Source organism: Paenibacillus sp. FSL H8-0280 (assembly GCF_045040665.1).
Classification (GTDB): Bacteria; Bacillota; Bacilli; order Paenibacillales; family Paenibacillaceae; genus Paenibacillus; species Paenibacillus xylanexedens_A.
Genome location: NZ_CP150296.1, coordinates 6,025,733 through 6,050,264 on the forward strand (window position 1 = coordinate 6,025,733; position 24,532 = coordinate 6,050,264).

Genomic DNA, 24,532 nt, shown 5'->3' on the forward strand with positions numbered 1-24,532 from the left:
CTTACATGAAAAGGATAGTGCAGCCGGGGAGGCAAACATATATCACAATTTCAATGTTCATATTGATTTGTTAACCGTTCCGAAAATCCTGCGGGGTCAGTCCATAATGTTTGCGGAACACCTGAATGAAATAAGGCGTGTTATTGTACCCCACTTCCTGACCGACTTCATAGATCTTCATCGCCGTATGCTTCAGCAAATGAACCGCACGTTCCATTCTGGAACGGATAATATAATCACTAATGCCTTCACCTGTGGATTGTTTGTACATTTTCGACAGATATACCGGGTGCAGATGCACCTCTCCGGCAATGACTTGCAACGATAAATCCTCGCCCAGATGATGGTCAATCCATTGCTGCACCTGCCGAATCAGCGTTGATCCGGCATCCTGTCCCGCATCGCTTGTACTCTCTTCCCACTGCTGCATCACACTTCTGGTCCACGTTTCCAGACTGCGCAGCGAGATACCATATCCATCCTTGAGCAACTGCTGGTACTGCTCGCCAAGCACTTCGGCTAACTGCCTTCCTTCCCGATGAGCCATATAGGAGAATGCCGCCGCCAAATAATGAAAAGCCACATACACATGTTCCGGGAACACACTGTTCGACAGTTCGGCAAAGATCTGATCAATCTTGCGGTGTGCATCCTCCATGCGCCCGGCTTCCAGCAACGCCGTTAGACCCGGCGGTTCATACAGTGCTGCAAGAGACTTCAACGTGGCCCCATTGGTTCCCGCCGCCGCATTTAGATGTAATCCTTTGCCTGCCTCGGCTTGCTTGCGAAGCGCACTGACGGCTTGATGATATAGCTGCGGCACCTGATCTGGGAAACGCCCCATACGACTAACAGACAGGGAAATGGTCGCGTTCAGATACTGCCTCACACTGTGGATCAACCGCTCTCCAAGTCGGCCCATTAACATTTCCGGTTCGGCTTGAGTTTGTTTGGGACTGGCCATGAAGACCAGATCATCATAGGCGTCATCTGTATGGCAGAGATGATAGGTACTCCCGTAGATCTCTTCCACCACATTTGAGATGGCGTACTTCATCAGTCGAAACGCTTTATGTGTGGGTTGATGGTCATCATACCGGATGAGCAGCAGTTGCATTTTATTCTGTGGACGGAACCCGATCTCCAGTTGCTCCAACTTGCCTTCGAGTTCAGCATCCGCAAATTTATGCCCTAACAGTACATCCTTCATTAGCTCCGCCCTCTTCTCGGGCAGATGTTCCCTCACGGAATACATGGCCCGCTGATGCAGCATTTGTTTCTCACCCTCCAGGCGAATCTGCACGGCGGCCTGCTGCACGGATTCGATCAGTTCTTCATCCCGAACCGGCTTGAGCAGATAACTGACTGTTCCGTGTTTGAGCGCCTGCTTCGCATAATCGAAGGAAGCATGCCCCGATAAAATAATACATTTGGTCTGTTCCCACTTTTGGCGGATGTGACTGACCAGATCCAGACCGGACATACCCGGCATACGGATATCCGTGATAATAATATGGACCTGATGTGATGCCATATGTTCCAAGGCTTCTTTGACTGAATAGGCTTTGAATACCTGACCAATCCCGTGTTCTCTCCACGGTATCGAGACAGCGATCGACTCGACTGCCGAATGTTCATCATCCACGACCATCAGATTCATCATGCGGTTGTTCCTCCTCAAACCATCGAATTTCTACACTAAGTCCACCATAAGGAATCGCTCCAAAATGAAGCCCTGACGACAGCCCATATCGCGTAACGAGACGCTGGTGCACATTCCACGTGCCTGTTCCAATCTCCTCGCCCATCGGTTCATTGATCTCTCGTTCCAATTCCGCAATCTCTTCCGCTGTCAGTGTGACACCGTCATTGTCTACAAACAGGCTATATCTTGTATATTTACGTCCCTCAATATGTTCGGGTACCGCCATCCCCGTTACGACGACATGCCCACTGCCTTCCATCGGTTCGATGCCGTGGATCACCGCATTCTCTACGATTGGCTGGATGAGCAGCCGCGGAATGTGGAGCAACATCAGTTGCTGCGGTACGTCAATCTCGTAGGTCAGCCGGTTGGTCCGCATCTGTTGAATGGACAGATAATGGTCCAGCAGTCGAATCTCTTCTTCCACTTTCGTCATGTCATTCTCGCCCCGCGTAATGTAGCGATAGTAGTCTCCCAGACTTAGCGACATGGCAATAACCGCTTCACGGTTGCCAAGCTGGGTCATATTTTTGATATAAAACAGGCAGTTGTACAGGAAATGCGGATTGATCTGTGATTGCAGATGCTTCAATGTCGCTTCCCGTGAGCGAATACGTTCCTCGTATACCTTTTCGATCAGTTCCTGAATCTGCTCCGCCATATGGTTAAAGCTCTGGGTCAGGTACGCAAATTCATCACGGGAGTGATCGACTGGAATCCGCGTGGACAACTGGCCTTTACGAATCTGTTGCAGCCCTCTCATCAAACGATGGATGGGCACCTGGACTTTTCGATACAAAAGCAGTGCGGCCCCGATACTCAGCACGAGCAGTAACAGAATGGAGGTAATAAACATATTTCGGCTCTTGTCCATCGGGGTTAACAAATCATCCAATACCACCGGGTTCACGTATACCGCTTGCAGTTGTTTGGAGTGCACGTAACTGACCAAATATTGTTTACCGCCCACCTCCAATTGATGATTGCCTTCTCTCTCCGGCCCGTTAAAGGGGATATCACGCATGATCGCTTCGACCAATTCGGGATCCGCCGTACGGTTCAGCAACGGATCATTACCTGGTACGAGCAAAAAAGGATCTCCGCCCTGCGTTTCTTTAAAATCATCCAACATGGCAACCATGTTCATCGGGTCAAAATTAATCTCCATCACCGTTCGCACGCCTGTGTTCACCGGTTTTTCATTCCACTCGTAGTTATCCGTGAAAAAGTAGGTGAAACTCCCCTGCTCCAGCTGCCATTGACCTGGTTGCGGAAACGTCAACATCTTCTCATCGTAGACCGTCCGGCTGGACATGGTGGATAACACAAGTTCCGCTTGTGGCAGCACAATGGTAATATCGTTCTTCCAGCGGCTGGTGGACTGGTACAACGATAATTTGTCGAGAATATCCAGATAGATGCTGTTCTTCTCATATTGGCTGGTGGAGTCCGTCATGTAACGGTAATGCAGAATACTCGGATCTCGCAGCAACGTCAGGCCATACAGCGAGAGCTGCTCGATATTTTTATCCACCTGGGAACTGAAATAATTGAACTGGTTCAGACTCGACTGTTGTTTCTCTTCAACGACCATGTCCACATTTGCCTGATTCGCGTATGTATAGAGCAGCAGAATGGGTACGAGCAGGCAGATTAAGAGAATGACCGTCTTCGCAAATACTGTGAATTTCATCTTTTCACCCTGTCCCTGAATTTGAAGTCGTTCTACACCGAAGTCCTATTCTATATTGAAAACCCTTACATTTCTATATGATTTTATGTTCTCCGTCTTTCCTGCGATCTGAAATCCCCTTATACTGGGAGTGAAATCAACATTTCGTGAGGGGGCTCTGTGATGCAACTGACAGAACAAGGTATTTTGCATATTGAAGAGGAAGATATCTCCACGATGTATTGTTATCGGGATCGGGATGGGATGACATTTGATGCTTCGTTCCTGTTTGAGTTACAGCTTCATGAATTAACTTTATATCATGGCAGCGTTCGAGCGATTCAGTTTGATTTTGAGGAAGAGGAAGCACCCCACTATGAAGAACGGGAACGTCTTGTGTCTGAGGTGCAGTCAGCGGTCCGTACCGTTGATACGCAGTATGATGGCTCCATTGTGAAATGATATAGGTACGTTCAGCACGAAGGGCATATTGGACGCAGACAGCATATGGCAGGAGCTAACCTGAAGACAGGGGCATTGGACTTTCGAGTCGGATGCTCCTTTTTGCTGTTTCCATCAACAAGTTAATATTTCAACATCCGCATTGAAATGTTGTTCTATAGTCCGCCCTTTTCCGTTGCTATAATTCAGTTGCTCCACTCTGTGCAGAGGCTTTCTCGCCTCATGTTGTCGGGGCTGGACGAGATAAAGGAGGGACCCTGATGGCTATGGAACAACCGTTAACAACAAATACGTCGGTGCGAAAAATGAAACCCCATCCACGCAAACGTACCCGCTGGAATTTCAAACGCACGTGGCCGCTGCATCTGATGCTGCTGCCTGCTGTACTGCTCACTTTGCTGTTCGCCTATGTGCCCATGGGCGGCATTATTATTGCTTTTCAAGACTTCAAACCGTGGCTGGGGTTCACTGGCTCCAAATGGGTCGGCTGGGACAACTTCCGGTTCATGTTCGAATATCCCGACAGCGTTCAGGTCATCTGGAATACGGTACTGATCGCTTCAATGAAAATTGTGGCCGGACTTCTAGCCCCCGTGGTGTTCGCCATTTTGCTAAACGAGGTTCGGAACTCTACGTTCAAACGTTTCTCACAGACCTTGGTGTATCTGCCCCATTTCCTGTCCTGGGTTGTATTGGGCGGTATTCTGCTCGATATGTTATCACCGGAAGGTGGGCTGGTAAACCAGGTGTTAGCCGCGGCTGGCGTTGAACCGATCTTTTTTCTGGGAGATGGCGACTGGTTCCGTGTAACGGTGGTTGTCAGTGATGTGTGGAAGGAGTTTGGATTCGGGACAATTGTATTTCTGGCAGCACTTGCGGGCATTAACCCAGCATTGTATGAAGCTTCGGAGGTGGACGGGGCAACACGTCTCAGACAGACATTACATATTACCCTGCCTGCACTCGTGCCGATGATTATCGTGGTAGGTACGTTATCGCTGGGCAATATCCTGAATGCAGGCTTTGACCAGATCTTTAACCTGTACAATCCCTTGGTATATGAGAAGGGCGATATTATCGATACCTTTGTCTACCGGATGGGGATTCTGAATGGCAAAATGAGCTTTGCGACCGCCGTTGGACTATTCAAATCATTTGTCGCGATGTTCTTGGTCATCTCTGCGTACCGGATGGCGTACAAAATCGCCAATTATCGTATTTTCTAAAAGGGTTAGCATAACGCATTAAGGAGGAATCAAGGTGTATCACAAAACAACCGGGTACCGTATATTCAATGGCTTCAACCTGATATTCATCGCGGCCGTTTCGATCCTGTGCATCCTGCCGCTGGTCCATATTCTGGCGGTTTCCTTCAGTGGTAAAGCGGCAGCATCCGCCAATCTGGTGACACTTTGGCCGATTGATTTTACGGTGGACGCCTATACCAAAACATTTGGTAACAGTAACTTTCTCAGCGCGCTTTGGATTTCAGTTCAACGTACCGTTCTTGGCACACTGCTCAGTATGACACTTGTTTTCCTGACGGCTTATCCATTATCCAAGGAGAGTCTGCATTTCAGGGGGCGGTCGTTATATGCGTGGTTTTTTATCTTCACGATGCTGTTCAGCGGGGGATTGATTCCGTCCTATATTTTGATCCAGAAGCTTGGACTGATTAATACGATGTGGGCTTTGATTTTGCCAGGAGCGGTGGCTGTTTGGAACCTGATTCTCATGATGAACTTCTTCCGTAACGTGCCAAAAGAGCTGGAAGAAGCCGCATTTATCGATGGAGCCAACCATATCACAACTCTGTTCAAAATCTATCTGCCTGTATCCATGCCCGCCATTGCCACGATCTCTTTATTCACCATGGTAGGTCAATGGAATTCCTGGTTCGATGGGCTAATCTATATGAATGATGCTTCCAAATATCCACTCGCCACGTTAATGCAGACCATTATCGTTCAGCAGGATTTCTCTAATATGAACGTGGATGCAACACAGCTTCAGAACATGTCTCAGCGTACGGTTAACGCAGCTCAGATCTTTATTGGTGCTCTGCCGATTCTGCTCGTATATCCGTTCTTGCAGCGTTTCTTCGTAAAGGGGATTGTGCTCGGGGCGGTAAAAGAATAAGGCAAACACACTAAATCCCTTCTTGGAATTCTTTGTTCAGAAAGATCATGATTTCAGTTGATTCGCGATTGTTCTCCCGCGAGTTGCGTTGTTATATTCATTAATTAACTCATCCAGCACCATGGATTGGCGAATAACCTCCGGATGCCATAGTTCCGGGTATTGAGCTGCAATCTGGTAGAGCCTTTGCCGTGCATGTTCGATACATTCCTGAATGGTTTCCGGATTATGTACCATACTCCCGCCCCCTGTTGTCCTTGAATATCATCATCCAAAAAAGACCATCTAATATAATATTCGGAACAAGAGGGGATTTGGATTACCCCAAAATTAAAATTTTGGTTATTTTTTCTTGTAAAAGTTATGATTAGCGTGGATCACATAAGTTGATGTGCATATATGTTCAATACAAATAAACCGGATCGGCTGCGGCCTGTCCGGTTTTATAGCGTTTATTTTTTTCCAAAACAACTTCACATGCCGAGATGAATATAAGCAGACTCAACAGCTTACCTCTACGCTAATCCTCATATTTTGTAAAAAAAACATCCTCAAGAACGGCCTTGGCCTTCTTCAGATCACGGGAATTCAGCGTATGAAGCATCCCCATAATTTCATTCATTTCCTCGTTAATGGTCACTGCTTCCGTATTCTCATTATCATTATCGTTATCGTTTGAAGCTTCATCGGAATATGAGCCCCCTTCACTAGTAACCATGGATGGATCGTCTTTTTCCGAATGAAACCAGGAGGTATGCGCGGTGTCACGGAGAGCATGCACTAAGAACTGCAATTCATCTTCGGTATATCGTTGCAAAAAACGATTCGCACCAAGATCAATTTGTTGATGCATGGCTTGATGTAAACGATAGATGTCTTGACCCAGTTCTGTCATGCGAAACAATACTTCTTTTTTATTATCCGGCAGATATTCAGGCAAGATGATATTTTTCTGTACCAGCCTTTTGGTGATTTTGGAAACCGTGCCTTTGGAAAAGCCGAATTGCTTTGAGATGGTTATGCCATTTACAGGCTCAAGTGTTCCAATGGCATCCAGCACATGCAGCATGGTAACCGTCATTTCTTGAACTAACTCTTGAACTTCCGGATTAGGGCTGTTCAGGAGCAACCATTCCTTCTCTTCGTCATCTTCCGCTTGGAATTTAATCTGTATGTCTTTCACAGCTTCCAGCACTTCATTGATCAAGTGCTCTTTATTGTGATCGTTTGATGGCTTAATCATCCTTTTTCCTCCAACACTAATGAACTTCATCTCAGTATATCAAGGACAGGTCCACAATTAAAGTTTCCTAGGAAACAATATTGACAAAAGAACAGAATTTAAACTACTATTGTTGCGAGGAAACTTATTGTTTCTTAGAAACAATAAGTTGTGGACGTCATAGTCCGTTAGTGATGAGAAACAGAAATTTATTTCATAGCCATATAAGTTGAACTAATCATTTACACGATAACGAAGAGGACAGAAAAAACCTGAAAAAGCGAAGCGTTCGCCTTTATCACCGGATTTCTCCTTAAGAAAGGGAATCGAAAAAATCTGGGGATAACAGCGATTGGAAGGTTGTTCTGTCATCGTAGTGCCTGTGTAAATAATCTTTAGTTCAATTTATATAATTCAGAGAGGAACATTACAAATGACAGATTTACGATCCTATCCATCTCAAGAGAAGCAACAACCGAGTGTGAGTCCATCGAGGGAAGATTACGATATCGACGTATTGGTTGCAGGAGCTGGCCCGACCGGATCTACATTAACAGCAGATCTTTTGCGCCGCGGTCTTCGTGTCCGGCTGGTTGAAAAGGCTCCACATGCCTTTAAGGGTTCTCGTGCCAAGGGAGTACAGCCGCGAACCCAGGAGGTTTTTGAAGATCTAGGCGTGCTGAGTGATGCTCACACAGAGGGAAGTTCTTACCCGCTCGCAGGTATCCATCTAGGTCCGATCACTGTGCCGTGGCGCATGCAGCAGCGAAATAAAACTACACCAGATGTGCCCTATCCGAATATTCTTCTGCTGGCTCAACACCGCACGGATGCCATCCTGCACCGCCTACTCGCACGTCAGGGGCTGAATATTGAATTTAACAACGCGGTAGATTCTTTTGAACAGGATGCCGATGGGGTGACGGTGACGCTCTCTTCAGGGGAAAAGATTCGCAGCAGATATCTGGTGGGGGCAGACGGGGGTTCCAGCACCGTTCGTAAAGGTACAGGTATTCGATTTGTTGGAGAGACCAACGAATCAGATCCTATGCTTATCATTGATGGCACAGTCAATGGCTTGTCTCGCAATCGTTGGCATATGTGGCCCCGCACAAAAGGTAAATTTGTAGGAGCATGCCCATTGCCACACTCCGACCAGTTTCAGGTCATGATCAGGTTGGGAGCAGACGAGAACCCGGATCTGGACGAGGCTGTACTTGCCGCTCAGTTCTACAAGCTCACTGGTTTACGACTCTACGACATTACCTGGAGTTCCGTATTCCGTCCCAACGTACGACTTGCTGAGCATTATCGGTCGGGCCGTGTCTTCCTTGCAGGCGACGCAGCCCACGTCCATACCCCAGCCGGTGCGCAAGGACTCAATACCGGTGTACAGGACGCTTACAACCTCGGCTGGAAGATAGGTCAGGTCATTGCTGGCGCACCCGATCGCCTGCTTGACACCTATGAAGCTGAACGTCAACCTGTTGCCGCACGCGTTCTTGGAAAATCCAGCGAGTTGTACGCCAAGCTCGATAATAAACGTCTCGCCAGTCTCAAACGCGGTGACGAAGAACGACAGCTCGCACTATCGTATCATGGTGGTCCACTTAGCTCTGAGCATGCAGCAGCGACTAAGTCACTTCAGGTCGGAGATCGAGCACCTGATGCTCCATGCATCGGCCCAGGCGGTGTAAGACGACTATTTGAGATCCTTCGTGGACCACAATTCACATTGCTTGCCTTTGGAGCCAATACTGCTCATATTCTCCCAGAGTTGATCTGGCCAACCAGCGGTGTCGAATTGCACAGATACATCGTTAGTACCGGCAATGAAGCCGAACAGAATGTTATCAACGATACCACCAAAAAACTGACCGAAATCTATGGCATTCACAGCGACACGCTGGTACTGATTCGACCCGATGGTTACATCGGCAGCATCATCAAGGGCGACTGGCAGGCGGAATTTGAGAATGCGGTCAGCATGGTTACCCCGCCAACTTAAGTGAGAAATATTGAAACTGCGCTTCTAGCATCAAATGGAACTTCGGCCTGCGGTATCACATCAGATAACTACTTATTATATTTATCTTAATCCAACATCCTTAAAACGATTGCCTATCGTCTCTGGAAAGGCACGTTTAATGGCATCAATGGCACGTTGTTCCGTAGCCCCTGCCTCCCCTATAAGCTCAATTACCCTTTGCACACATTCCGGTTCTCTCGAATCCCAAGAGATGGAGTTGTCTATTTCCTCAATGATCATTGTGTACAGGTTTGCGAGTAGCTCATACTCGTTTATGACCTGGTCCATTTGAATGGACAGATGCTTAAGTCCTGCAACATAAGAGGCAATATCCAATCTTGATTTGGCATAATAGCGAAGTACAGTTGCCACTTGTTCTGCGTCATATGTTCCTGACTGCAAAACAGCAGCAATAGCGTCATACGCAGCCGCTCCACAGGCATAATCTTGGGGCGGCAGCATATAGTCATGGGTTTCCCATTTGTACACGGCCTGAATTAACGATTCCTTGCAGACTTCCCATAAATCGATAGGTGCACAGGCTTCCAGAACCTGATAATACCAGTAGGGTGTACTGTTCCTCCCAAACGAATCATAGGGCAGACGAATGATTTCATTACCTTTACTTTCACAGATGAATAACACCCGTTCCGCATCATCATATCCAGTAACAATGACAAATTGATCGTGCCAGAGAATCGCACCTACGTCCCGGTCAATGGAAGCTTTGATATCCAGCAGAGCCTGCTTCTGATAGAGCGGAAAAGTCGGTTCAAATGAAAATCCACCATGTTGTCCCGTTGTCACACCAATGAAGTCTGCTGCGACAAAGTTCTCTGCCATCCAGTTGTATGTCGAAATTGATTCTGACGTCAGACGCCGATCCACCACTAATCGGAATGCACTTGCTGTCATACCTGCAATCATGTGGTGTGGGAAAACCGTCCACTGTTTATGTAATAAAATGCGAAACAACGCATCTGTATACGCGCTCACACCGCTCCATGATCTATATTCATCAGCAAAATTCACAGCTTGCGGGGATTGAATCCAGTCCTGCAATACTACTTTTGTCGCCTTCATCCTTCACTCCCTTCCTCTCTCATCCTATCGCGCGGAATGTGCTCCCCACCGTGGTATAGTGGACCTTTTACGGTCAGGATACTTACTGGATATCACTCGAAAATAATCAATGGCCTGCTCTTCCAATGCTTTCGCCTTCACGAGTACCTGTGCTAGATCTTCTGTCGTATCTGATCGCAAGACACGTCTATTTTCCTGCTGAACTATATATCCTTTCATTTGGTCAATTAACGTCCCAAGCTGTTCATAATATGCACAAGCCTGGTCCAGTTCGTTCCATATCCCTCGAACACCCTGCAAATACATTCTTATTTCGGTTCGCGAATGGCAGAAGGATTCCAAAATATAACCTGCACCGGATTCATCGAAATCCCTACTCCGCAGGGCCTCCACCCACACATCATATGCCTTTTTACCTGAAGCAATATTCTGATCAGGTAACAGACGATAGGGAATATCCCAATCCTCAATCGCCAGTCTCAGGGATTCCAGCAGCATCTGCTGTTCAGGAATGCGGACCTGATCACCAAACACCTGACAATACCAAAATCCGGTAAAATTTAAACCGAAATTGTCATACAACAAAATCTGCGGTTCCTTGCTCCATCCGTCTTGCACATAAAAGATGCGGTCACTGTCATCATATCCATGAATAACACCGAACTCAGGAATCCAGTAAATCACACCAGTGCCTTCATCAATACTCCGTCTCACCCAATTCACTGCATCCTGCTGATAATAACCAAACGTGGAATGACGTGTACGTCCCCCATCCCAGATCGTGAATATCCCCAGATTATCGACTCCGGGACGATGTGCTTCCCCCCATTGTCCATACGCTGTAACCGACATGGGAAGTAGTCTGCGATGTACCGACAGCTTGAAAGCCATACCCGTATATCCGGCAAGTACAACCTTGGAACCTTGAAACTGGCCCGTATGGGTGAGTATCGCATGCAGACTATCCACGTACGATCTGGACTCCCGCTTCATGATGAGGTTTTCTAAAATATTCTCAGCCAAGGATGGATCTTCTCCTCTCTACACTGGTTTATTCCACGTTTTGCTTACGTTTTATCGCGAGCCTGTCAATTAATCCTTCTGCGCTTTGCTGAAGCTTGCGTCTAAGCCACCCAGGAGACAAAAGTTCCTCCCATTCACTAATAAACAAATGCTGTAAGAAAGCATCCGTGTCATAAAATTCAATTGAATAAATCTGATCGTGCCTAGCCTGGATACGATACCCTTGCCATAGGTCCATTTGCTGCAATTCCTTCAAGCGAATCTTAGCTACAAACGGTTTACGCACAGGCAGTGGTTCTTCCCATCCGCCTAGGAGGGCGTCTGACCTGTACTCAAATCTCTCATCCAAGATCGATACATGAACAATGCCCTCTAAGCGAATCGCCACTTGCTGCACAGGATCTGCTTCATAACCCACCACGTAATCGGCGTTAAACTGGGATATCATCTTTAATGGACACAAGGAAAACTGCCGTTCTCCATCGTGATCCCTGTAATGAATATGTACTCTGCGCAAGTCGGTTATGGCATGGGACAATAATTCAAAGAATTGCAGTTGCTTCGGTTGCGCCGAAAAAACTGGGAGCTCACTACTTCCCATCTGTTGTTCCTCCAACGTAAAACGCTCCAGCAAATGCGCTACACGTTTCACCGCGTCCGATTGATCATAATCGTAATGCCGGTAACGATGCGCCAGATATTTCAGCACACGCTGCTCTTCTTCGGTCATATACAAATGGGGCAATCGAAAAGTCTGATCCTCATAACAATAGCCCCGATATTTTGCCATATACACCAAAGGGGCTCGCAGGGAACTTGCCATATATTCAATATCACGCTGAGCCTGACGACGGGAGATTTCAAATTCACGGGCAAGCCAGCTGCTATTCGGAAAACGTCCACCCCGAATCTGTTCGTCAAACCAGTGAATCCGATGCATGTTACTCATCTTCCCGCCCCCATCTCATTCCATTCCTAATATATTCGATTATATCAAAAGACATGGCCCATTCCGCAGAACAGGCCAGTTATGTTATACGTGTGCATTATCCACTCTGGATTGCACGGCTTTGAAGCATTTCTTGCATACTTTCAGACTTGTACCGTCTGTTTTTGTTTGCGTATACAACAATTTAATTCGGGTACTGCTGCATACTGGGCATGTTCCCCGGCCTCTGGAAGGAAGACTCCACAAAACGCGTCCTCTTTTAGTTTTTGCCAATGGTTGTGAACCTCTTTTCGATATGGTTTGTGTGTTCACCGTTATTATATATGGCATGGTACGACACAGAATGTCGCAGCAGTATTAGAGGTAGTTCAAAAAGTCCCCAATTGATCATGAAGTAGCCCACGAAGCGAACTCGACATCAAATCTTGCGTTCACCTTCGGAGTCCGGTGCTCATGTAGGTTTGCCTACACTCCGCTCCTCCTCCTTCAGGTTTTCGCAACCTTCTCGATGCCGAATCGTTGATTTTTTGAAAGGAGTTTCAGAAAATAAAAATGTCCCCTCTTCGACCTGAAGAAAGGACAACATTTAGGAAAGATCTGTGCTCGTCTGAGCTGCGGCCTGCAATAACGGTTGCAGGAGTCCTGGAAAACGCGTTTCCAAATCATCAGATCGCAGGGTGAGAAAATGCTGTGTGCCCTGCACTCTGACCCGAATAACTCCGGCTTCCCGCAGGGTCCGAATGTGGTGCGACATCGTTGACTTCACAACAGGTGCATGAAAATGACTGCACGGCTGCTCCCCGCTTCTCGCTGCTTCCGCAACAATCCCAAGACGGGTCGGGTCGCTTAACGCATACAATACGGAGGAAAGTTCAATATCTGACACCTGTGGATGATGTAAAATTTTCATACTGTAGTCCCCTTTTCTCAGACTATCCATTGTATTTTAACACAGATCCATGATATATTTCTAATGTTCGACACCAATCGAACTTTAATGATTTCGTTTTGTAACCCCTGCTGTTAGGCACGGGATTGACATCATACTACATTTTGCAAATGTTACACACCGTTTCTGAAATGTTGCGAAATACACATCACTTTAGGAGGTTTTTATGAACAACACCGCAACCGCATCATCAGGGGAACGGACCGGAATACAGGAAGGATTAATCGTAAGCTTGCTTGGCTTCACCGTTGTACTCGTTGTTATGAATACAATGATGTTTAATCTGGCCCTGCCCAAAATTGCAGCCGAATTTATGCTTACATCCGTCGCTTCCTCATGGATTGTTACAGGGTATTCCATTGTATTTGCCATTTCCTCGATTACGTTCTCACGTCTATCGGATTTCATACCTATTCGTACATTATTCACGACCGGGCTTACGTTACTTGGTGCGGCATCCGTTCTCGGGTTCTTCAGTAATCATTTCATCATTTTGCTCATTGCACGTCTGATCCAGGCTGCGGGTGCTGCATCGGTTCCAGGGCTTGCCATTGTGCTGATTACCCGGTACATTCCACATGATCGCCGGGGTAAATCGATGGCTGTCATCATGTCCGCCAGTTCACTGGGGCTTGGACTTGGTCCCGTCATCGGCGGAAGTATCACACAATTTCTGGGATGGCATGATCTGTTTATCGTTACGGGATTAACGTTATTCTTGATTCCTGTATTCTTCAAACTGCTTCCGCGGGAAACACCGCAAAAAGGTTCATTTGACCTGCTGGGTGCCGTGCTTCTCGCCATCGGGACTACGGGTGTGCTGTTATTCCTGACTTCCCGTCAGTGGTACACGCTTGTTATCGGTGCTGCGGCATTGCTTCTGTTCTGGCTCCGAATTCGCCGCGCGGCAGATCCATTTGTTCAACCTGCTTTGTTCAAAGACAAAAAATATATGATGCTCAGCTCGCTGGGGATTGTATCGTACATTAATAACTTCTCAACGTTGTTCCTGTTACCTCAAATTTTGGCGCATCTATATGGACTGACACCTGCTCAATCCGGGCTTGTCATCTTCCCCGGTGCAGTCGTGTCTATGCTGCTGTCCAACCGGATCGGCCGCATGATTGACCGACATGGCAATACGTTGCTGTTGAAATTTGCACCATGGTTGCTACTTGCTGCTGCCGGATTATTCGCCTTATTTGCAGACAATAACATCTACGCCATTATGGCTGTGTATGTCCTGCTCAGCGTAGGCTTCTCTTCCCTAACCACCAGCGTGTCCAATGAATTGTCTGGCAATCTGACCATGGATCAGGTGGGCGCAGGTATGGGGCTGTTCCAACTCAGTCAGTTCTTCAGCGGTGCTTTCAGTGTTGCTGTTACCGGCGTAGCATTAACGGCGATGCAAAACATGCCACTGTCCTCAGCGTACACCAATATTTTCTGGGGCATGACTGTGGTCGCACTGGCATCCGTTATTTTCTCTCAGGTGTATCTGAGAATGCAGTCACGGAAAGTCACGAAAACAAGTCATCAGATCTAATATCTCATTTAACCAAAAGAAGTCAGGAAGGGACCCTCGGGTTCTGAACCTGGCTTTTTTTCTACCTATTTTCTATGCATGATGCATGTGTCAGCTGCCCTTTTCCACTAACACAAAAAAGCCCCAAGGATGCGTTCATCACGCTCCTCGGGGCTATTATTTTATGGTTGACCAACTTCTCTATTCTTCTAAACTGAGTATACTATTCAAACAGGTCCAAACGAAGACGTTGCAGACTTGTATGTTTGATGTACCACTGACCGTCGATTTTGACAAAAGTCTCGTGGTAGTGCCCAAATCCGTGGAAAGATTTGTTCTCATTGCCCTCCGGGAACGTGACCCAATCTTCCATTGGGGAGATGACCTTTGCTTCGTTCTCAGATACAAATTCAACTTCGGCGCTATGTACATGATGCACGGTTACGGCAACATCCACCAGATCACGGAATACTTGTACGATCGTATCACGGCCTGTTAATACCGGAATTGGATTGCCTTCTGTGCTGAAATCGGCCACTGCATCCGGAGCAAACACATCACCCAAGGTATCCCACTGTTTCGTATCAATATAGCGGCAATAACGTGCCTTGGTATTCCGAATGTTTTCCAGCGCGAGCAATTGTTCCAGTCCTGTGATCGTTGATTGGCTCATGTGTTGTCCCTCCAGAGATGTAAAATGTGATGTAAGATTAGGTCATGTATGTATGCATACTATACCTTCCTTATTGTACCATTCGCCTTCTATTAGGTACAACGATACAAAAAATCTTTCCTTACCTCTCGCGAGGTTGGGGAAAGATCTGGATATACCTATGTGGCAGACGAGTTAACCACGTCGATTGAAGCTTCACTTCTAGTGCAAGTTACAGGGAGTGTGCACCCTTCATCTGGGAAGCCAGTTCCGACATTTTTTTATTGCTCAAAAAACCTTCCATCTCTTCTTCCGCCTGCACCATCACCTGCTGGATCAAACAGCCTGCGTTATGATTCTGGGAACATTCGAACAGGGACGCTTGACCTTCAATCGCATGAATGATCTCCAGGAAAGAAGGATCGGGATTTTTACGACTAAGCCGGTAACCCCCATTGGCGCCAGAAGTTGATTCGATCATGCCCGCCTTAACCAATTTGGTCAATATTTTGGACAGATAGGTTGGTGATACCTTCTGCAATTCTGCAAGTTGGTGTACACTAACCAGCTGTTCAGGGGCAGTACTTACAAGATGAAGCATCGTATGCAAAGCATAATTTGTCGCTTTTGAATATTTCATGAGGGCACCTCATTATACACGGATTTAATTTATCCATAATAGACTTGATTGAGCTCTGTGTCAAACCAATATACCTCAAACGCTGGCAACATCGAAAGGATACGGGTTAATTGTGATACAATCCGCGGTAATCCGTAGGTGTCATCCCCTCATGGGCCATGAACTGGCGGTTAAAATAACTGGCGTTGGGATACCCCGCTTCCTCCGCGATTTGTCCAATGTTGGCCGTAGGCCGTTCGAGTAACCATTGCTTTGCCATCTGTAGTCGTGAACGAGTGATAAATTCCATGGGCGTCATCTCCACAGCACTCTTGAACATTTTGCAAAAGTAATACGAACTCACACCTGCAAGATCCGCCCAGTCCTGTAACAGGAAAGGTTGACAGGCCTCTTGCTGCATCTGTGGAAGAAGTGCAAGAACCCGACTCTCCGCCTTACTTGAGGTACGTGTGCTCTTTAAAGGTACTGCATGCTGCACGAACTCGGCGAGTACGGCATAGGTCAGTGTGGATAGTTGAGCCGGACGCAGCATGGTGTTCTGTTCCGCTTCAGTGAGCAAGGCCAGATGAGCCTCTTCCCAAGAGCTGCGTTGCCGCAGTGTCCACAATAGATTGCGATGTAAGCCCCGCTCGATCATATAATCATGCAGACGTTCACCGTAAAAATGAACCCATCGTACATCCCATGGATCATCTTCACTACTATAATAATGCTGCCGTTGCTGCGGGAAATAGAGAAACGCCTGACCTGCGCGAAGCTCATGCACCACCCCGTCCACTTCCACATATCCTTTGCCAGAAGCGATGTAGTGAATATTAAAGTTGTTCAATGCGCCGGCCTCACGCAACACGGAATGCTGGACGTGGTCCATATAATGTCCAACGGACTCGGGATAACAAAAATATGGAATATCCTGCAGGGTAAGCAATACGGTTTGTCTCATCATAGCCGGTTCTCCTTGATCAACAATATTGTGTTAACTAACTTCAATATATTATCATTTTAATTCATTGGTCTATTCTTTATAATCACAATATACATTCATACACAGGAGGATACAACACATGAATTCAGTTCAAAAATTGCGTTGGGGCATTCTTGGTAGCGCTAGCATTGCTGTGGAATCCGTCATTCCAGGCCTGCAGCAATCCGAGTTAAATGAAGTAACCGCGATTGCCAGTCGAGACGAAGATAAAGCCAAACAGACGGCCGAGAAACTTGGGATCGATAAGGCTTATGGCAGTTATGAAGCTTTGCTCGCTGATGATTCCATTGATGCTGTATATATCCCACTGCCGAATCATCTACATCGGGAATGGACAATCCGGGCTGCTGAAGCAGGCAAACATATTTTGTGCGAAAAACCACTGGCTCTGACAGAGCAGGAAGCTCAGGAGATGGTTCAAGCTTGTGAAGATGCAGGTGTGCATCTGGCTGAAGCATTCATGTACCGCCATCATCCACGATATGAGCAGATCCGAGATATCATTGCCAGCGGTGAGATTGGTGAGATTCGTGGTATGCACAGCACATTTTCATTTAATAACTCCAATGCATCCGGCAATGTCCGCTTTCGGCGGGATTGGGGCGGAGGTGCACTGTATGATATCGGATGTTATTCCATCAGCGTAGCACGTCTGCTGCTTGGTCAAGAACCAAGCGCAGCCACTGTTATTGGCATGTTCTCTCCACAGCATGATCAGGTGGATATGATGGCTTCCGGACTGCTGGAATTCGATAATCACGTTGGCGTGACGTTTGACAGCAGCATGTGGGCAGCATTCCGCAACACGCTGGAGGTATTGGGATCCGACGGGATTATTGAAGTCCCTTCGGCATTTATCAGCGGACAGGACCGCAGTTCCAACTTCTATGTAACGGCTGGTGGTGAACGCAGAGAGATTGAAGTCCCGCAAGTGAACCACTACTCTCTACAGGGAGATGATATGGCACGTGCTGTACTTCAGGGCAAAGATCTGCGCTTCGCCCCTTCCGATGCGGTAGCTAATATGAAAGTACTGGAAGCTTGCCTTCGTTCAGCGGAAGAACGTACACGAATTACACTATAATTGAGAGGATGAACTGACTTATGGAATATATCGAAATTGCTGGTGCAGGTAAACGTGTCTCCAGATTGATTAAAGGAACCGATTATTTCGTGCATAATGCCTACGATAAAGCAGCTACGAACATGGATGCTTTTCTGTCGATTGGCGGTAACACTGTAGATACGGCTCATATTTATTGTGGTGGACAGAGTGAAGAAGTCCTTGGTCGTTATATGAAGGAACGTGGTAACCGCGACCAGATCGTCATTCTCACCAAAGGCGCGCATCATGACCAGAATGGACCACGTGTGAACGCTGATGCCATCCGCAGTGACTTGATGGAAAGTCTGGAGCGTCTTCAGACAGATCACGTAGAGATGTATGCCTTGCACCGGGATGATCCCAATACCCCTGTCAGTGTTATTCTTGAAGCACTGAACGAACATATTAAATCCGGTAAAATCGGTGCAATTGGCGCCTCCAACTGGACTTGGCAGCGGCTCGAGGAAGCCAATGCGTACGCTGCGGCAAATGACCTGAAGGGCTTCACCTTCAGTAGTCCGAATCTTAGTCTCGCCAAAGCAAACGAACCGTTCTGGGAAGGCTGTGTGTCAGCAGATGCAGAGACGTTGGCATGGCATGATCAAACCAAACTACCATTGCTATCCTGGTCCTCCCAAGCGCGTGGTTTCTTCACTGGAAGATTCACACCTGAAGTTCGGGATAACGAAGACCTGGTGCGTGTATTCTACAGTGATGGCAACTGGGAACGCTTGCGTCGGGCTGAACAATTGGCTAATTCGAAGAAAACATCACCCATTCAGATTGCACTCGCTTATGTATTGAATCAGACGTTCCCAACCTGTGCGCTGATTGGTGCCCAGAATCAGGCGGAGCTGCTGTCCTGTGACGAAGGTTCCCGCATCACGCTGACTCCTGCTGAAATAACATGGCTGGATCTGGGCAGTGATGTACCGGCTGGCATCTAAAGAAAATTAATCATTCGATCATTAATTTTAATGACTCTAAAGGGCTGATATTACGCGATAGCGCATAATATCAGCCTTTTCTGTTGTTTAAAAGCGATACAATATTGTAAAACCTATTGCACAATTACCGTATCCTTGTTCACTTCCCCCCCACTTGCCCGGGAACAAATAAAGAAGGACTTACCCCAGAACACTTCTCTGAAGATAAGTCCCTTATATCATAGATTAAGCCATATAAAATGTTAGAAATTGCACTGTCATTCGTATGGATTACAGTTTAACGATCTGACCTGTTTTCTCGGATTCGAATGCTGCCAGGATCACTTGCAGTGAACGCAAGCCCTCTTCCCCGGAAATCGCTGGAGGTGTTTGGGTTACAATCGACTCTACAAATGCGTCAATTACACCACTCGGTACTTGTTTCTCGTTGGTAGCCATGGCACCAACTTTGTACGTTTCAACTGTACCATTGGTCAGCTCAACGATAACTTCATCGCCTTCCACTGTTCCGATCTTCATAACACCATTCTCGCACCACAGCACTGTACTGTTGTCTCCAGCTCTGTATTGTGTCCAGCTTGCTACGAGCGTTCCGATCGCTCCGCTCTTCATACGCAGCAAACAAGTTGCGTTATCGTCAACCTTGGTGCCTTCTTTGTGCAGTGTGCTGATGAAACCAGCCACTTCAGATACTTCATCATTCAGCAAGTAACGGATGAAGTCGGATTTGTGCACGCCCAGGTCACCCATAGCGCCCATAATCGCTTCTTCTTTACGGAAGAACCAGCTTTCAGCTCCGTCCACACTCCATCCTTCCGGACCCGGGTGACCAAATGATGTACGGAAATTCAGGACTTTACCGAGTTTGCCGGATTCGAGAATTTCTTTTGCTTTCACGTGAGGAGGCATCAAACGCTGGTTGTGTCCAACCATCAAATACACGCCATTTTTCTTGGCAGCTTCGATCATTTGCTCGCCTTCTTCAGTGGATACTGCCATTGGTTTCTCAACCAATACATGCTTGCCTGCATTTGCAGCAGCAATCGCCATTGGAGCATGCAGATAGTTTGGAGTACACACGCTAACGGCATCCACCGTTTCGTTTACAAGCAATTCTTCGTAACTGGAATACGCTTTACCGCCGTAAGTCTCGGCCATCTTCTCCGCACGCTCCACAATCGGATCGGCAAAAGCGACAAGTTCTACGTTCTCATTGGCAGCGTACTCTGGAATATGTCTGCGCTCGGCAATGGCTCCACAGCCGAATACAGCAACTTTAATTTTACTCATGTACATAAGTCTCCTTTGACAAATAGATTGGCATTTTTCATGGTTCGATGGTCCATTAGAATTGATTCAGGTAGTTTTCTTTCAACCAGTTGTAGCTGTTGGATACGCTCTCAAGCGGAGGGTTCTGACATACGTCTTGTTCCACGATCAGCCATTCCACACCTGCATTCGTAGCGCCTTCAATAACAGCTGGCAAGTCAACCGAACCTTGTCCCAATTCCAGTGTTTTCATCTGGCCCTGTTCGTCTTTGCTGAAGTCCTTCAGATGAAGCAGCGGCAAGCGACCCGCATATTTATTAATATACTCGATCGGATTTTGTCCCGCAAATTGTACCCAACATACGTCCATTTCCACTTTTACCGCTTCCGGTGAGGTTTGAGCGAACATGGCATCAAAGGCATTGGCATCGCCAACCTGGCCATGGAATTCAAAGTCATGGTTATGGTAACCGAAGATCAATCCTTGTTTCGCTGCTTCAGCTCCATATTTTTGTAACTCAGCGAATAGCTTGGTCCAACCTTCTGCATTCTCAGGACGATCTTCTGGCATCAGGTAAGGGCAAATGATATATTGTGCACCAATTGTTTTCAAGTAATCGATTTGTTTTTGCAAGTCTTCGCGCATCGCATGTAGTGAAACGTGGCTGCTGAATCCTTTCAGTCCAAGTTCATCTAGTAGCGCTTTCATTTCCTCAGCTGGAATATCACCATATCCGGCAAACTCCACACCTTCATATCCAAGGGCCGCTACCTTACGCAACGTACCACGAAAATCTGCTGCAGTTTCATCACGGAGTGTAAACAATTGCAAACCAATATTAAGTTTTTTCATGTAGGATACACCTCTGTTCTCAAATTTGCTTTCATTGCTCTATCTGGTATCATCCTAACGCAAAACAGGCTAGAATGAACATATACAATATAGTCAGAACATGAACTATCTGATCAAATTTTATTTCCATCATTTTGCATCAATCGAATGTAGCCCATTTGAATGCATGCTGGATGTACATATTGGGGGATTTTATCTTTGGATACGTTAGAGACATCTGTACTGATCTGTGATTACTCATACCACTATAAGGCGTTCACTCATAATATGAAGGGCGAGCTGCAAACCTATCTGTTCCGTCTGCAGACCGAAGGCTCGTGCAAAGTGTATGTACAGGATAAAGAATTCAGGATGACTAGCGGGGATTTGCTGCTCTTAAAGCCTGGTGACGACTATCATCTCGTGGTCGATGAACCACATAAGGAAGGACGCTTGTCCAGCGGAGATTATTATCTGTTCTGCGAGGGCAGCTGGATCGAGAACTGGTGGAAACGGCAGCATCGATCTACCGTGAGCCGAATTGGACTTGATGATAAACTCATCAGCCTGTGGAGAAATATGTTACTTGAGAAACGTCGCGGACCTCTTGAGGAAAATGCGGAGCTAAAGGATGCGTTACTACGCGGATTATGTCTGTATATCGACCGGGCAATTAAAGAGAATATACAGACCGATCGGGCAGTTTCCTCTGCGCTGAAGTTAAAACGTTTTATTGAGGAGCATGCCACGGTTACGTTCAAGCTTGATGAAGCGGCTCGTTATGCAGGGCTCAGTCTGTCACGTGCAGTCCGGTTATTTAAGGAGCACTACAATCAGACCATGATTCAATATGCGATTGAGATCCGTCTGAATGCGGCGCTGGAACGAATGAAATACAGTGAAATGACACTGGAGCATATTGCCGAATCCTGCGGTTTTGCAAGTTACTCCTATTTCCACCGGGTATTCCGGGCGCACTTCGGTGTGTCTCCGGCGGAGTATCTCAAATCCAGACAGCATGAGCCTATCGATGATCTGGAGTATGTATGATATGCAGTATCAGAAACCCATGACCTTAAAGAGTTCATGGTCTTAATACATACCCATTAAATTCACATCTATCATACTGGAGCGATACATATGCTAACCCACCAGCGCAAAGTCCTCATCATCGAGGATGAATCAGATATTTCGCGCATTCTGCGAGATTATTTAACCAAAAATCAATATGAAGCCGCCGTGGCGGCCACTGGCCAAGATGGGCTTCAGATTATGGAGCTTATTCAACCAGACTACATCATTCTGGACATTATGCTTCCGGACATGGACGGGATCGAGGTCTGTCGAGAGATCAGACGGCGCAACAATATCCCCATCCTCATTCTAAGTGCCAGAGGCAGTGATACCGATAAGGTACTTGGACTTGGCTTTGGAGCAGACGACTATATGACTAAGCCCTTCTCGCTGAGCGAACTGTTAGCACGGATTAATGCCCACTTCAGGCGTTATGACAGCATGACATCCGTTGGAGACAGAACAGATCTACTGCATCTTGGAAACCTGGTGATTGATAAAAAAGCCTATAAAGTTACATTAAACGGATCAGAAGTTTCTCTGTCTGCCAAGGAATTTGAATTACTTCATTACTTGGCGAGCCATAAGAATCAGGTATTCTCCAAAACCCAGTTGCTCGACGCCATCTGGGGATATGCAACCTACGGTGATGAAAATACCGTAACCGTATACATTCGCAGACTGCGTGAAAAAATCGAGGCAGATGCCTCGCATCCGACCGTTCTGAAGACGGTATGGGGCGTCGGTTACAAATTCAATTACGAATAAGTGAGATTGGAGGCTCCCACATGTCATTGAACAGCTGGTCCAAACGCTGGTTGTTAACAACACTTGGGCTTCTCATTATTATCGTTTCAAGTATCCTTGCACTGTCAATGATGCTGTTACAAGATCGAAATTCAGGCGAATCCAATCTGTCCCTGAATCAGGTTCGACTCAAGGTCAATCCGATCTTACTCGCTTTGGAGCAAAATCATCAGCATCTTAATGAACAAATTATTCGTGAAGACATACGTTCCACCGCCAAAGAGACCGGGGTTCTGCTTACCTATCTAAACTTGGACGGAAAAGTCATTCTGTCCTCCGACCCCACCTCTGAAGGAACGCAAGTTAATCTGCGTTCAGCTCTCCATTATGATCTGCATCACGCCACGCAGGCCGCGGACGGTAATGATTTGCTTGATATTGCTTTTCCCGTGATGGACGGACCGATGGGAAGTCAGATCGGCAATGCCATCTTTTCCATCCCCCAAGCCATCGTTACGGTTCAGCAATCGATGACTTTTCCGGTTATATTGATTAGCGCACTCATGCTCCTGTCACTGATTCTGAGCTTATTTCTATTCTGGATGAAACGAAAACTGGACAAACACCTGCTCTCTCCCATCCATCAATTGAAGCAACATGCGGAATCCATGCTTAAAGGTAATTATGAAGAAAAAATTCAGTACAACCGGAACGATGAATTGCTCGAAGTATATGCCATGTTTGATCTAATGCGTACGGAGATTAAACATATGAGCCAGCAGCGTATTCAGCAGGAACAAGCACAAAAAGAACTCATCACCAATATATCTCATGACATTAAAACACCAATCACCACGATAAAAGCATACATAGAAGCTATTGAGGAAGGACTATGCAACGATCAGGAGACGCTGATGGAATATATGGGAGTTATGCGGACCCATACGGATAAAACGGCCCGCCTTGTGGAGGATCTGCTGGTTCATGCGCTTCAGGAATTGGGGCAGATATCAGTGGAACCCCGTGAAATGTACAGTGGCCCTATACTTGAGACAATGTTGAAACCTATTGAACATGTTGTCCTAACAAAGGGGCTTATCTATAAAGGACCCAACTACATCCCCAATGTGTTAATCGCTATCGACCCCACTCGAATTGAACAAGTGATTTCTAATCTTGTCGCCAACGCCCTCAAGCATACAGCTCCGGGAGACACGATACGTATAGATATGGAACTGGAATCCGGGCATTTGAATGTGACGATTGCCGATTCGGGTCAGGGAATACGTGTACAGGACATGCCGTTTGTTTTCCAGCGTTACTTCAGAGGCCAGGCGAGTCATGCAGAACAACGTGTTCAGGAAGGTACAGGGCTGGGCCTTTCTATCTGCCAAACCATTATTGAAGCACATGGAGGCCATATTTCCTTTACTAGTAAAGAAGGCCAAGGTACAACCTTCCGGTTCTATCTGCCGATCTGCTGAGCCCACACTCCACAGCTGTAATACTTTATTCATAATTTG

The 24,532-nt window shown here is 46.7% G+C and carries 24 protein-coding genes; 10 read left to right on the forward strand and 14 right to left on the reverse strand.

Annotated elements, in window-relative coordinates; translation table 11 throughout:
• Nucleotides 1-70: 70 nt before the first annotated feature.
• Nucleotides 71-1,663, reverse strand: a complete 1,593-nt coding sequence (locus MHI12_RS26345; RefSeq protein ID WP_405170749.1) for a response regulator — start codon at nucleotides 1,661-1,663, stop codon at nucleotides 71-73.
• Nucleotides 1,638-3,398, reverse strand: coding sequence for a sensor histidine kinase (locus MHI12_RS26350; RefSeq protein ID WP_405170750.1), 1,761 nt, complete (start codon nucleotides 3,396-3,398; stop codon nucleotides 1,638-1,640). The genes MHI12_RS26345 and MHI12_RS26350 overlap by 26 nt, the downstream gene beginning before the upstream one ends.
• A 162-nt stretch (nucleotides 3,399-3,560) precedes the next feature.
• Here MHI12_RS26350 and MHI12_RS26355 point away from each other — a divergent pair, with 162 nt between their 5' ends.
• From MHI12_RS26355 to MHI12_RS26365, 3 genes are all read left to right on the forward strand, one after another.
• Nucleotides 3,561-3,839: a hypothetical protein gene (locus MHI12_RS26355; RefSeq protein ID WP_341008983.1), complete on the forward strand. Its 279-nt coding sequence runs from the start codon at nucleotides 3,561-3,563 to the stop codon at nucleotides 3,837-3,839.
• Nucleotides 3,840-4,144: 305 nt separating this feature from the next.
• Nucleotides 4,145-5,065 (forward strand): sugar ABC transporter permease, encoded by a 921-nt coding sequence (locus MHI12_RS26360; RefSeq protein WP_145325936.1) that lies wholly within the window; start codon nucleotides 4,145-4,147, stop codon nucleotides 5,063-5,065.
• Nucleotides 5,066-5,099: 34 nt separating this feature from the next.
• Nucleotides 5,100-5,978: a carbohydrate ABC transporter permease gene (locus MHI12_RS26365; RefSeq protein ID WP_405170751.1), complete on the forward strand. Its 879-nt coding sequence runs from the start codon at nucleotides 5,100-5,102 to the stop codon at nucleotides 5,976-5,978.
• Between the two features lie 45 nt (nucleotides 5,979-6,023).
• On the opposite strand, the gene MHI12_RS26370 is transcribed toward MHI12_RS26365, so the two are convergent.
• Both MHI12_RS26370 and MHI12_RS26375 read right to left on the reverse strand, forming a co-directional pair.
• Nucleotides 6,024-6,215 carry a Spo0E family sporulation regulatory protein-aspartic acid phosphatase gene (locus tag MHI12_RS26370; protein WP_405170752.1) on the reverse strand — a complete coding sequence of 64 codons (192 nt, stop codon included), beginning with the start codon at nucleotides 6,213-6,215 and terminating at the stop codon, nucleotides 6,024-6,026.
• Nucleotides 6,216-6,498: 283 nt separating this feature from the next.
• Complete coding sequence (locus tag MHI12_RS26375; protein WP_405170753.1) at nucleotides 6,499-7,221, reverse strand: MarR family transcriptional regulator; 723 nt, start codon at nucleotides 7,219-7,221, stop codon at nucleotides 6,499-6,501.
• A gap of 412 nt (nucleotides 7,222-7,633) precedes the next feature.
• Here MHI12_RS26375 and MHI12_RS26380 point away from each other — a divergent pair, with 412 nt between their 5' ends.
• A complete protein-coding gene (locus MHI12_RS26380; RefSeq protein WP_405170754.1) occupies nucleotides 7,634-9,208 on the forward strand; it encodes an FAD-dependent monooxygenase in 1,575 nt (524 codons plus the stop codon).
• An 81-nt stretch (nucleotides 9,209-9,289) separates the two neighbouring features.
• Here MHI12_RS26380 and MHI12_RS26385 read toward each other — a convergent pair whose 3' ends face one another.
• The 5 genes from MHI12_RS26385 to MHI12_RS26405 form a co-directional block, all read right to left on the reverse strand.
• On the reverse strand, nucleotides 9,290-10,312 hold the full coding sequence (locus MHI12_RS26385; protein WP_405170755.1) for a hypothetical protein: 1,023 nt from the start codon (nucleotides 10,310-10,312) through the stop codon (nucleotides 9,290-9,292).
• A gap of 24 nt (nucleotides 10,313-10,336) precedes the next feature.
• Entirely contained in the window at nucleotides 10,337-11,335 is a 999-nt protein-coding gene (locus tag MHI12_RS26390; RefSeq protein WP_405170756.1) for a hypothetical protein, read from the reverse strand.
• A gap of 28 nt (nucleotides 11,336-11,363) precedes the next feature.
• Nucleotides 11,364-12,284: a helix-turn-helix transcriptional regulator gene (locus tag MHI12_RS26395; RefSeq protein ID WP_405170757.1), complete on the reverse strand. Its 921-nt coding sequence runs from the start codon at nucleotides 12,282-12,284 to the stop codon at nucleotides 11,364-11,366.
• A gap of 84 nt (nucleotides 12,285-12,368) precedes the next feature.
• The gene (locus MHI12_RS26400) at nucleotides 12,369-12,557 is read right to left on the reverse strand and encodes a hypothetical protein (protein ID WP_338588603.1); all 189 of its coding nucleotides are present in this window, start codon (nucleotides 12,555-12,557) and stop codon (nucleotides 12,369-12,371) included.
• A gap of 313 nt (nucleotides 12,558-12,870) precedes the next feature.
• Entirely contained in the window at nucleotides 12,871-13,194 is a 324-nt protein-coding gene (locus MHI12_RS26405) for a helix-turn-helix transcriptional regulator (protein ID WP_047841634.1), read from the reverse strand.
• A gap of 205 nt (nucleotides 13,195-13,399) precedes the next feature.
• Here MHI12_RS26405 and MHI12_RS26410 point away from each other — a divergent pair, with 205 nt between their 5' ends.
• The gene (locus tag MHI12_RS26410) at nucleotides 13,400-14,779 is read left to right on the forward strand and encodes an MFS transporter (RefSeq protein WP_047841635.1); all 1,380 of its coding nucleotides are present in this window, start codon (nucleotides 13,400-13,402) and stop codon (nucleotides 14,777-14,779) included.
• Nucleotides 14,780-14,981: 202 nt separating this feature from the next.
• Here the strand turns inward: MHI12_RS26410 and MHI12_RS26415 are convergent, their stop codons facing one another.
• The 3 genes from MHI12_RS26415 to MHI12_RS26425 all read right to left on the reverse strand — a co-directional run bounded on the left by MHI12_RS26415 (nucleotide 14,982) and on the right by MHI12_RS26425 (nucleotide 16,996).
• A complete protein-coding gene (locus MHI12_RS26415; protein ID WP_100529881.1) occupies nucleotides 14,982-15,431 on the reverse strand; it encodes a nuclear transport factor 2 family protein in 450 nt (149 codons plus the stop codon).
• Nucleotides 15,432-15,642: 211 nt separating this feature from the next.
• Nucleotides 15,643-16,050 carry an Rrf2 family transcriptional regulator gene (locus tag MHI12_RS26420; RefSeq protein WP_074096527.1) on the reverse strand — a complete coding sequence of 136 codons (408 nt, stop codon included), beginning with the start codon at nucleotides 16,048-16,050 and terminating at the stop codon, nucleotides 15,643-15,645.
• Between the two features lie 106 nt (nucleotides 16,051-16,156).
• Nucleotides 16,157-16,996, reverse strand: coding sequence for a helix-turn-helix domain-containing protein (locus tag MHI12_RS26425; RefSeq protein WP_405170758.1), 840 nt, complete (start codon nucleotides 16,994-16,996; stop codon nucleotides 16,157-16,159).
• 118 nt (nucleotides 16,997-17,114) lie between these two features.
• Between MHI12_RS26425 and MHI12_RS26430 the strand changes: the two genes are divergently transcribed.
• Both MHI12_RS26430 and MHI12_RS26435 read left to right on the forward strand, forming a co-directional pair.
• Nucleotides 17,115-18,119, forward strand: a complete 1,005-nt coding sequence (locus MHI12_RS26430; protein WP_405170759.1) for a Gfo/Idh/MocA family protein — start codon at nucleotides 17,115-17,117, stop codon at nucleotides 18,117-18,119.
• Nucleotides 18,120-18,139: 20 nt separating this feature from the next.
• The gene (locus MHI12_RS26435; RefSeq protein WP_405170760.1) at nucleotides 18,140-19,087 is read left to right on the forward strand and encodes an aldo/keto reductase; all 948 of its coding nucleotides are present in this window, start codon (nucleotides 18,140-18,142) and stop codon (nucleotides 19,085-19,087) included.
• 270 nt (nucleotides 19,088-19,357) lie between these two features.
• Here MHI12_RS26435 and MHI12_RS26440 read toward each other — a convergent pair whose 3' ends face one another.
• The gene (locus tag MHI12_RS26440; protein WP_405170761.1) at nucleotides 19,358-20,377 is read right to left on the reverse strand and encodes a Gfo/Idh/MocA family protein; all 1,020 of its coding nucleotides are present in this window, start codon (nucleotides 20,375-20,377) and stop codon (nucleotides 19,358-19,360) included.
• Between the two features lie 55 nt (nucleotides 20,378-20,432).
• Nucleotides 20,433-21,209 carry a sugar phosphate isomerase/epimerase family protein gene (locus MHI12_RS26445; RefSeq protein ID WP_405170762.1) on the reverse strand — a complete coding sequence of 259 codons (777 nt, stop codon included), beginning with the start codon at nucleotides 21,207-21,209 and terminating at the stop codon, nucleotides 20,433-20,435.
• Between the two features lie 198 nt (nucleotides 21,210-21,407).
• Here MHI12_RS26445 and MHI12_RS26450 point away from each other — a divergent pair, with 198 nt between their 5' ends.
• The 3 genes from MHI12_RS26450 to MHI12_RS26460 all read left to right on the forward strand — a co-directional run bounded on the left by MHI12_RS26450 (nucleotide 21,408) and on the right by MHI12_RS26460 (nucleotide 24,493).
• Nucleotides 21,408-22,238 (forward strand): helix-turn-helix domain-containing protein, encoded by an 831-nt coding sequence (locus tag MHI12_RS26450; RefSeq protein ID WP_405170763.1) that lies wholly within the window; start codon nucleotides 21,408-21,410, stop codon nucleotides 22,236-22,238.
• Nucleotides 22,239-22,328: 90 nt separating this feature from the next.
• Nucleotides 22,329-23,030: a response regulator transcription factor gene (locus MHI12_RS26455; RefSeq protein ID WP_405170764.1), complete on the forward strand. Its 702-nt coding sequence runs from the start codon at nucleotides 22,329-22,331 to the stop codon at nucleotides 23,028-23,030.
• 20 nt (nucleotides 23,031-23,050) lie between these two features.
• Nucleotides 23,051-24,493 (forward strand): ATP-binding protein, encoded by a 1,443-nt coding sequence (locus MHI12_RS26460; RefSeq protein ID WP_405170765.1) that lies wholly within the window; start codon nucleotides 23,051-23,053, stop codon nucleotides 24,491-24,493.
• The last annotated feature ends 39 nt before the right edge of the window (nucleotides 24,494-24,532 follow it).

What these genes read in the sequence shown, in the direction of transcription:
- MHI12_RS26345 (WP_405170749.1), bottom strand. Translation starts at nt 1,663, where the DNA reads ATGATGAATCTGATGGTCGTGGATGATGAACATTCGGCAGTCGAGTCG.
- MHI12_RS26350 (WP_405170750.1), bottom strand. Translation starts at nt 3,398, where the DNA reads ATGAAATTCACAGTATTTGCGAAGACGGTCATTCTCTTAATCTGCCTG.
- MHI12_RS26355 (WP_341008983.1), top strand. Translation starts at nt 3,561, where the DNA reads ATGCAACTGACAGAACAAGGTATTTTGCATATTGAAGAGGAAGATATC.
- MHI12_RS26360 (WP_145325936.1), top strand. Translation starts at nt 4,145, where the DNA reads ATGAAACCCCATCCACGCAAACGTACCCGCTGGAATTTCAAACGCACG.
- MHI12_RS26370 (WP_405170752.1), bottom strand. Translation starts at nt 6,215, where the DNA reads ATGGTACATAATCCGGAAACCATTCAGGAATGTATCGAACATGCACGG.
- MHI12_RS26375 (WP_405170753.1), bottom strand. Translation starts at nt 7,221, where the DNA reads ATGATTAAGCCATCAAACGATCACAATAAAGAGCACTTGATCAATGAA.
- MHI12_RS26380 (WP_405170754.1), top strand. Translation starts at nt 7,634, where the DNA reads ATGACAGATTTACGATCCTATCCATCTCAAGAGAAGCAACAACCGAGT.
- MHI12_RS26385 (WP_405170755.1), bottom strand. Translation starts at nt 10,312, where the DNA reads ATGAAGGCGACAAAAGTAGTATTGCAGGACTGGATTCAATCCCCGCAA.
- MHI12_RS26395 (WP_405170757.1), bottom strand. Translation starts at nt 12,284, where the DNA reads ATGAGTAACATGCATCGGATTCACTGGTTTGACGAACAGATTCGGGGT.
- MHI12_RS26405 (WP_047841634.1), bottom strand. Translation starts at nt 13,194, where the DNA reads ATGAAAATTTTACATCATCCACAGGTGTCAGATATTGAACTTTCCTCC.
- MHI12_RS26410 (WP_047841635.1), top strand. Translation starts at nt 13,400, where the DNA reads ATGAACAACACCGCAACCGCATCATCAGGGGAACGGACCGGAATACAG.
- MHI12_RS26415 (WP_100529881.1), bottom strand. Translation starts at nt 15,431, where the DNA reads ATGAGCCAATCAACGATCACAGGACTGGAACAATTGCTCGCGCTGGAA.
- MHI12_RS26420 (WP_074096527.1), bottom strand. Translation starts at nt 16,050, where the DNA reads ATGAAATATTCAAAAGCGACAAATTATGCTTTGCATACGATGCTTCAT.
- MHI12_RS26425 (WP_405170758.1), bottom strand. Translation starts at nt 16,996, where the DNA reads ATGATGAGACAAACCGTATTGCTTACCCTGCAGGATATTCCATATTTT.
- MHI12_RS26430 (WP_405170759.1), top strand. Translation starts at nt 17,115, where the DNA reads ATGAATTCAGTTCAAAAATTGCGTTGGGGCATTCTTGGTAGCGCTAGC.
- MHI12_RS26435 (WP_405170760.1), top strand. Translation starts at nt 18,140, where the DNA reads ATGGAATATATCGAAATTGCTGGTGCAGGTAAACGTGTCTCCAGATTG.
- MHI12_RS26440 (WP_405170761.1), bottom strand. Translation starts at nt 20,377, where the DNA reads ATGAGTAAAATTAAAGTTGCTGTATTCGGCTGTGGAGCCATTGCCGAG.
- MHI12_RS26445 (WP_405170762.1), bottom strand. Translation starts at nt 21,209, where the DNA reads ATGAAAAAACTTAATATTGGTTTGCAATTGTTTACACTCCGTGATGAA.
- MHI12_RS26455 (WP_405170764.1), top strand. Translation starts at nt 22,329, where the DNA reads ATGCTAACCCACCAGCGCAAAGTCCTCATCATCGAGGATGAATCAGAT.
- MHI12_RS26460 (WP_405170765.1), top strand. Translation starts at nt 23,051, where the DNA reads ATGTCATTGAACAGCTGGTCCAAACGCTGGTTGTTAACAACACTTGGG.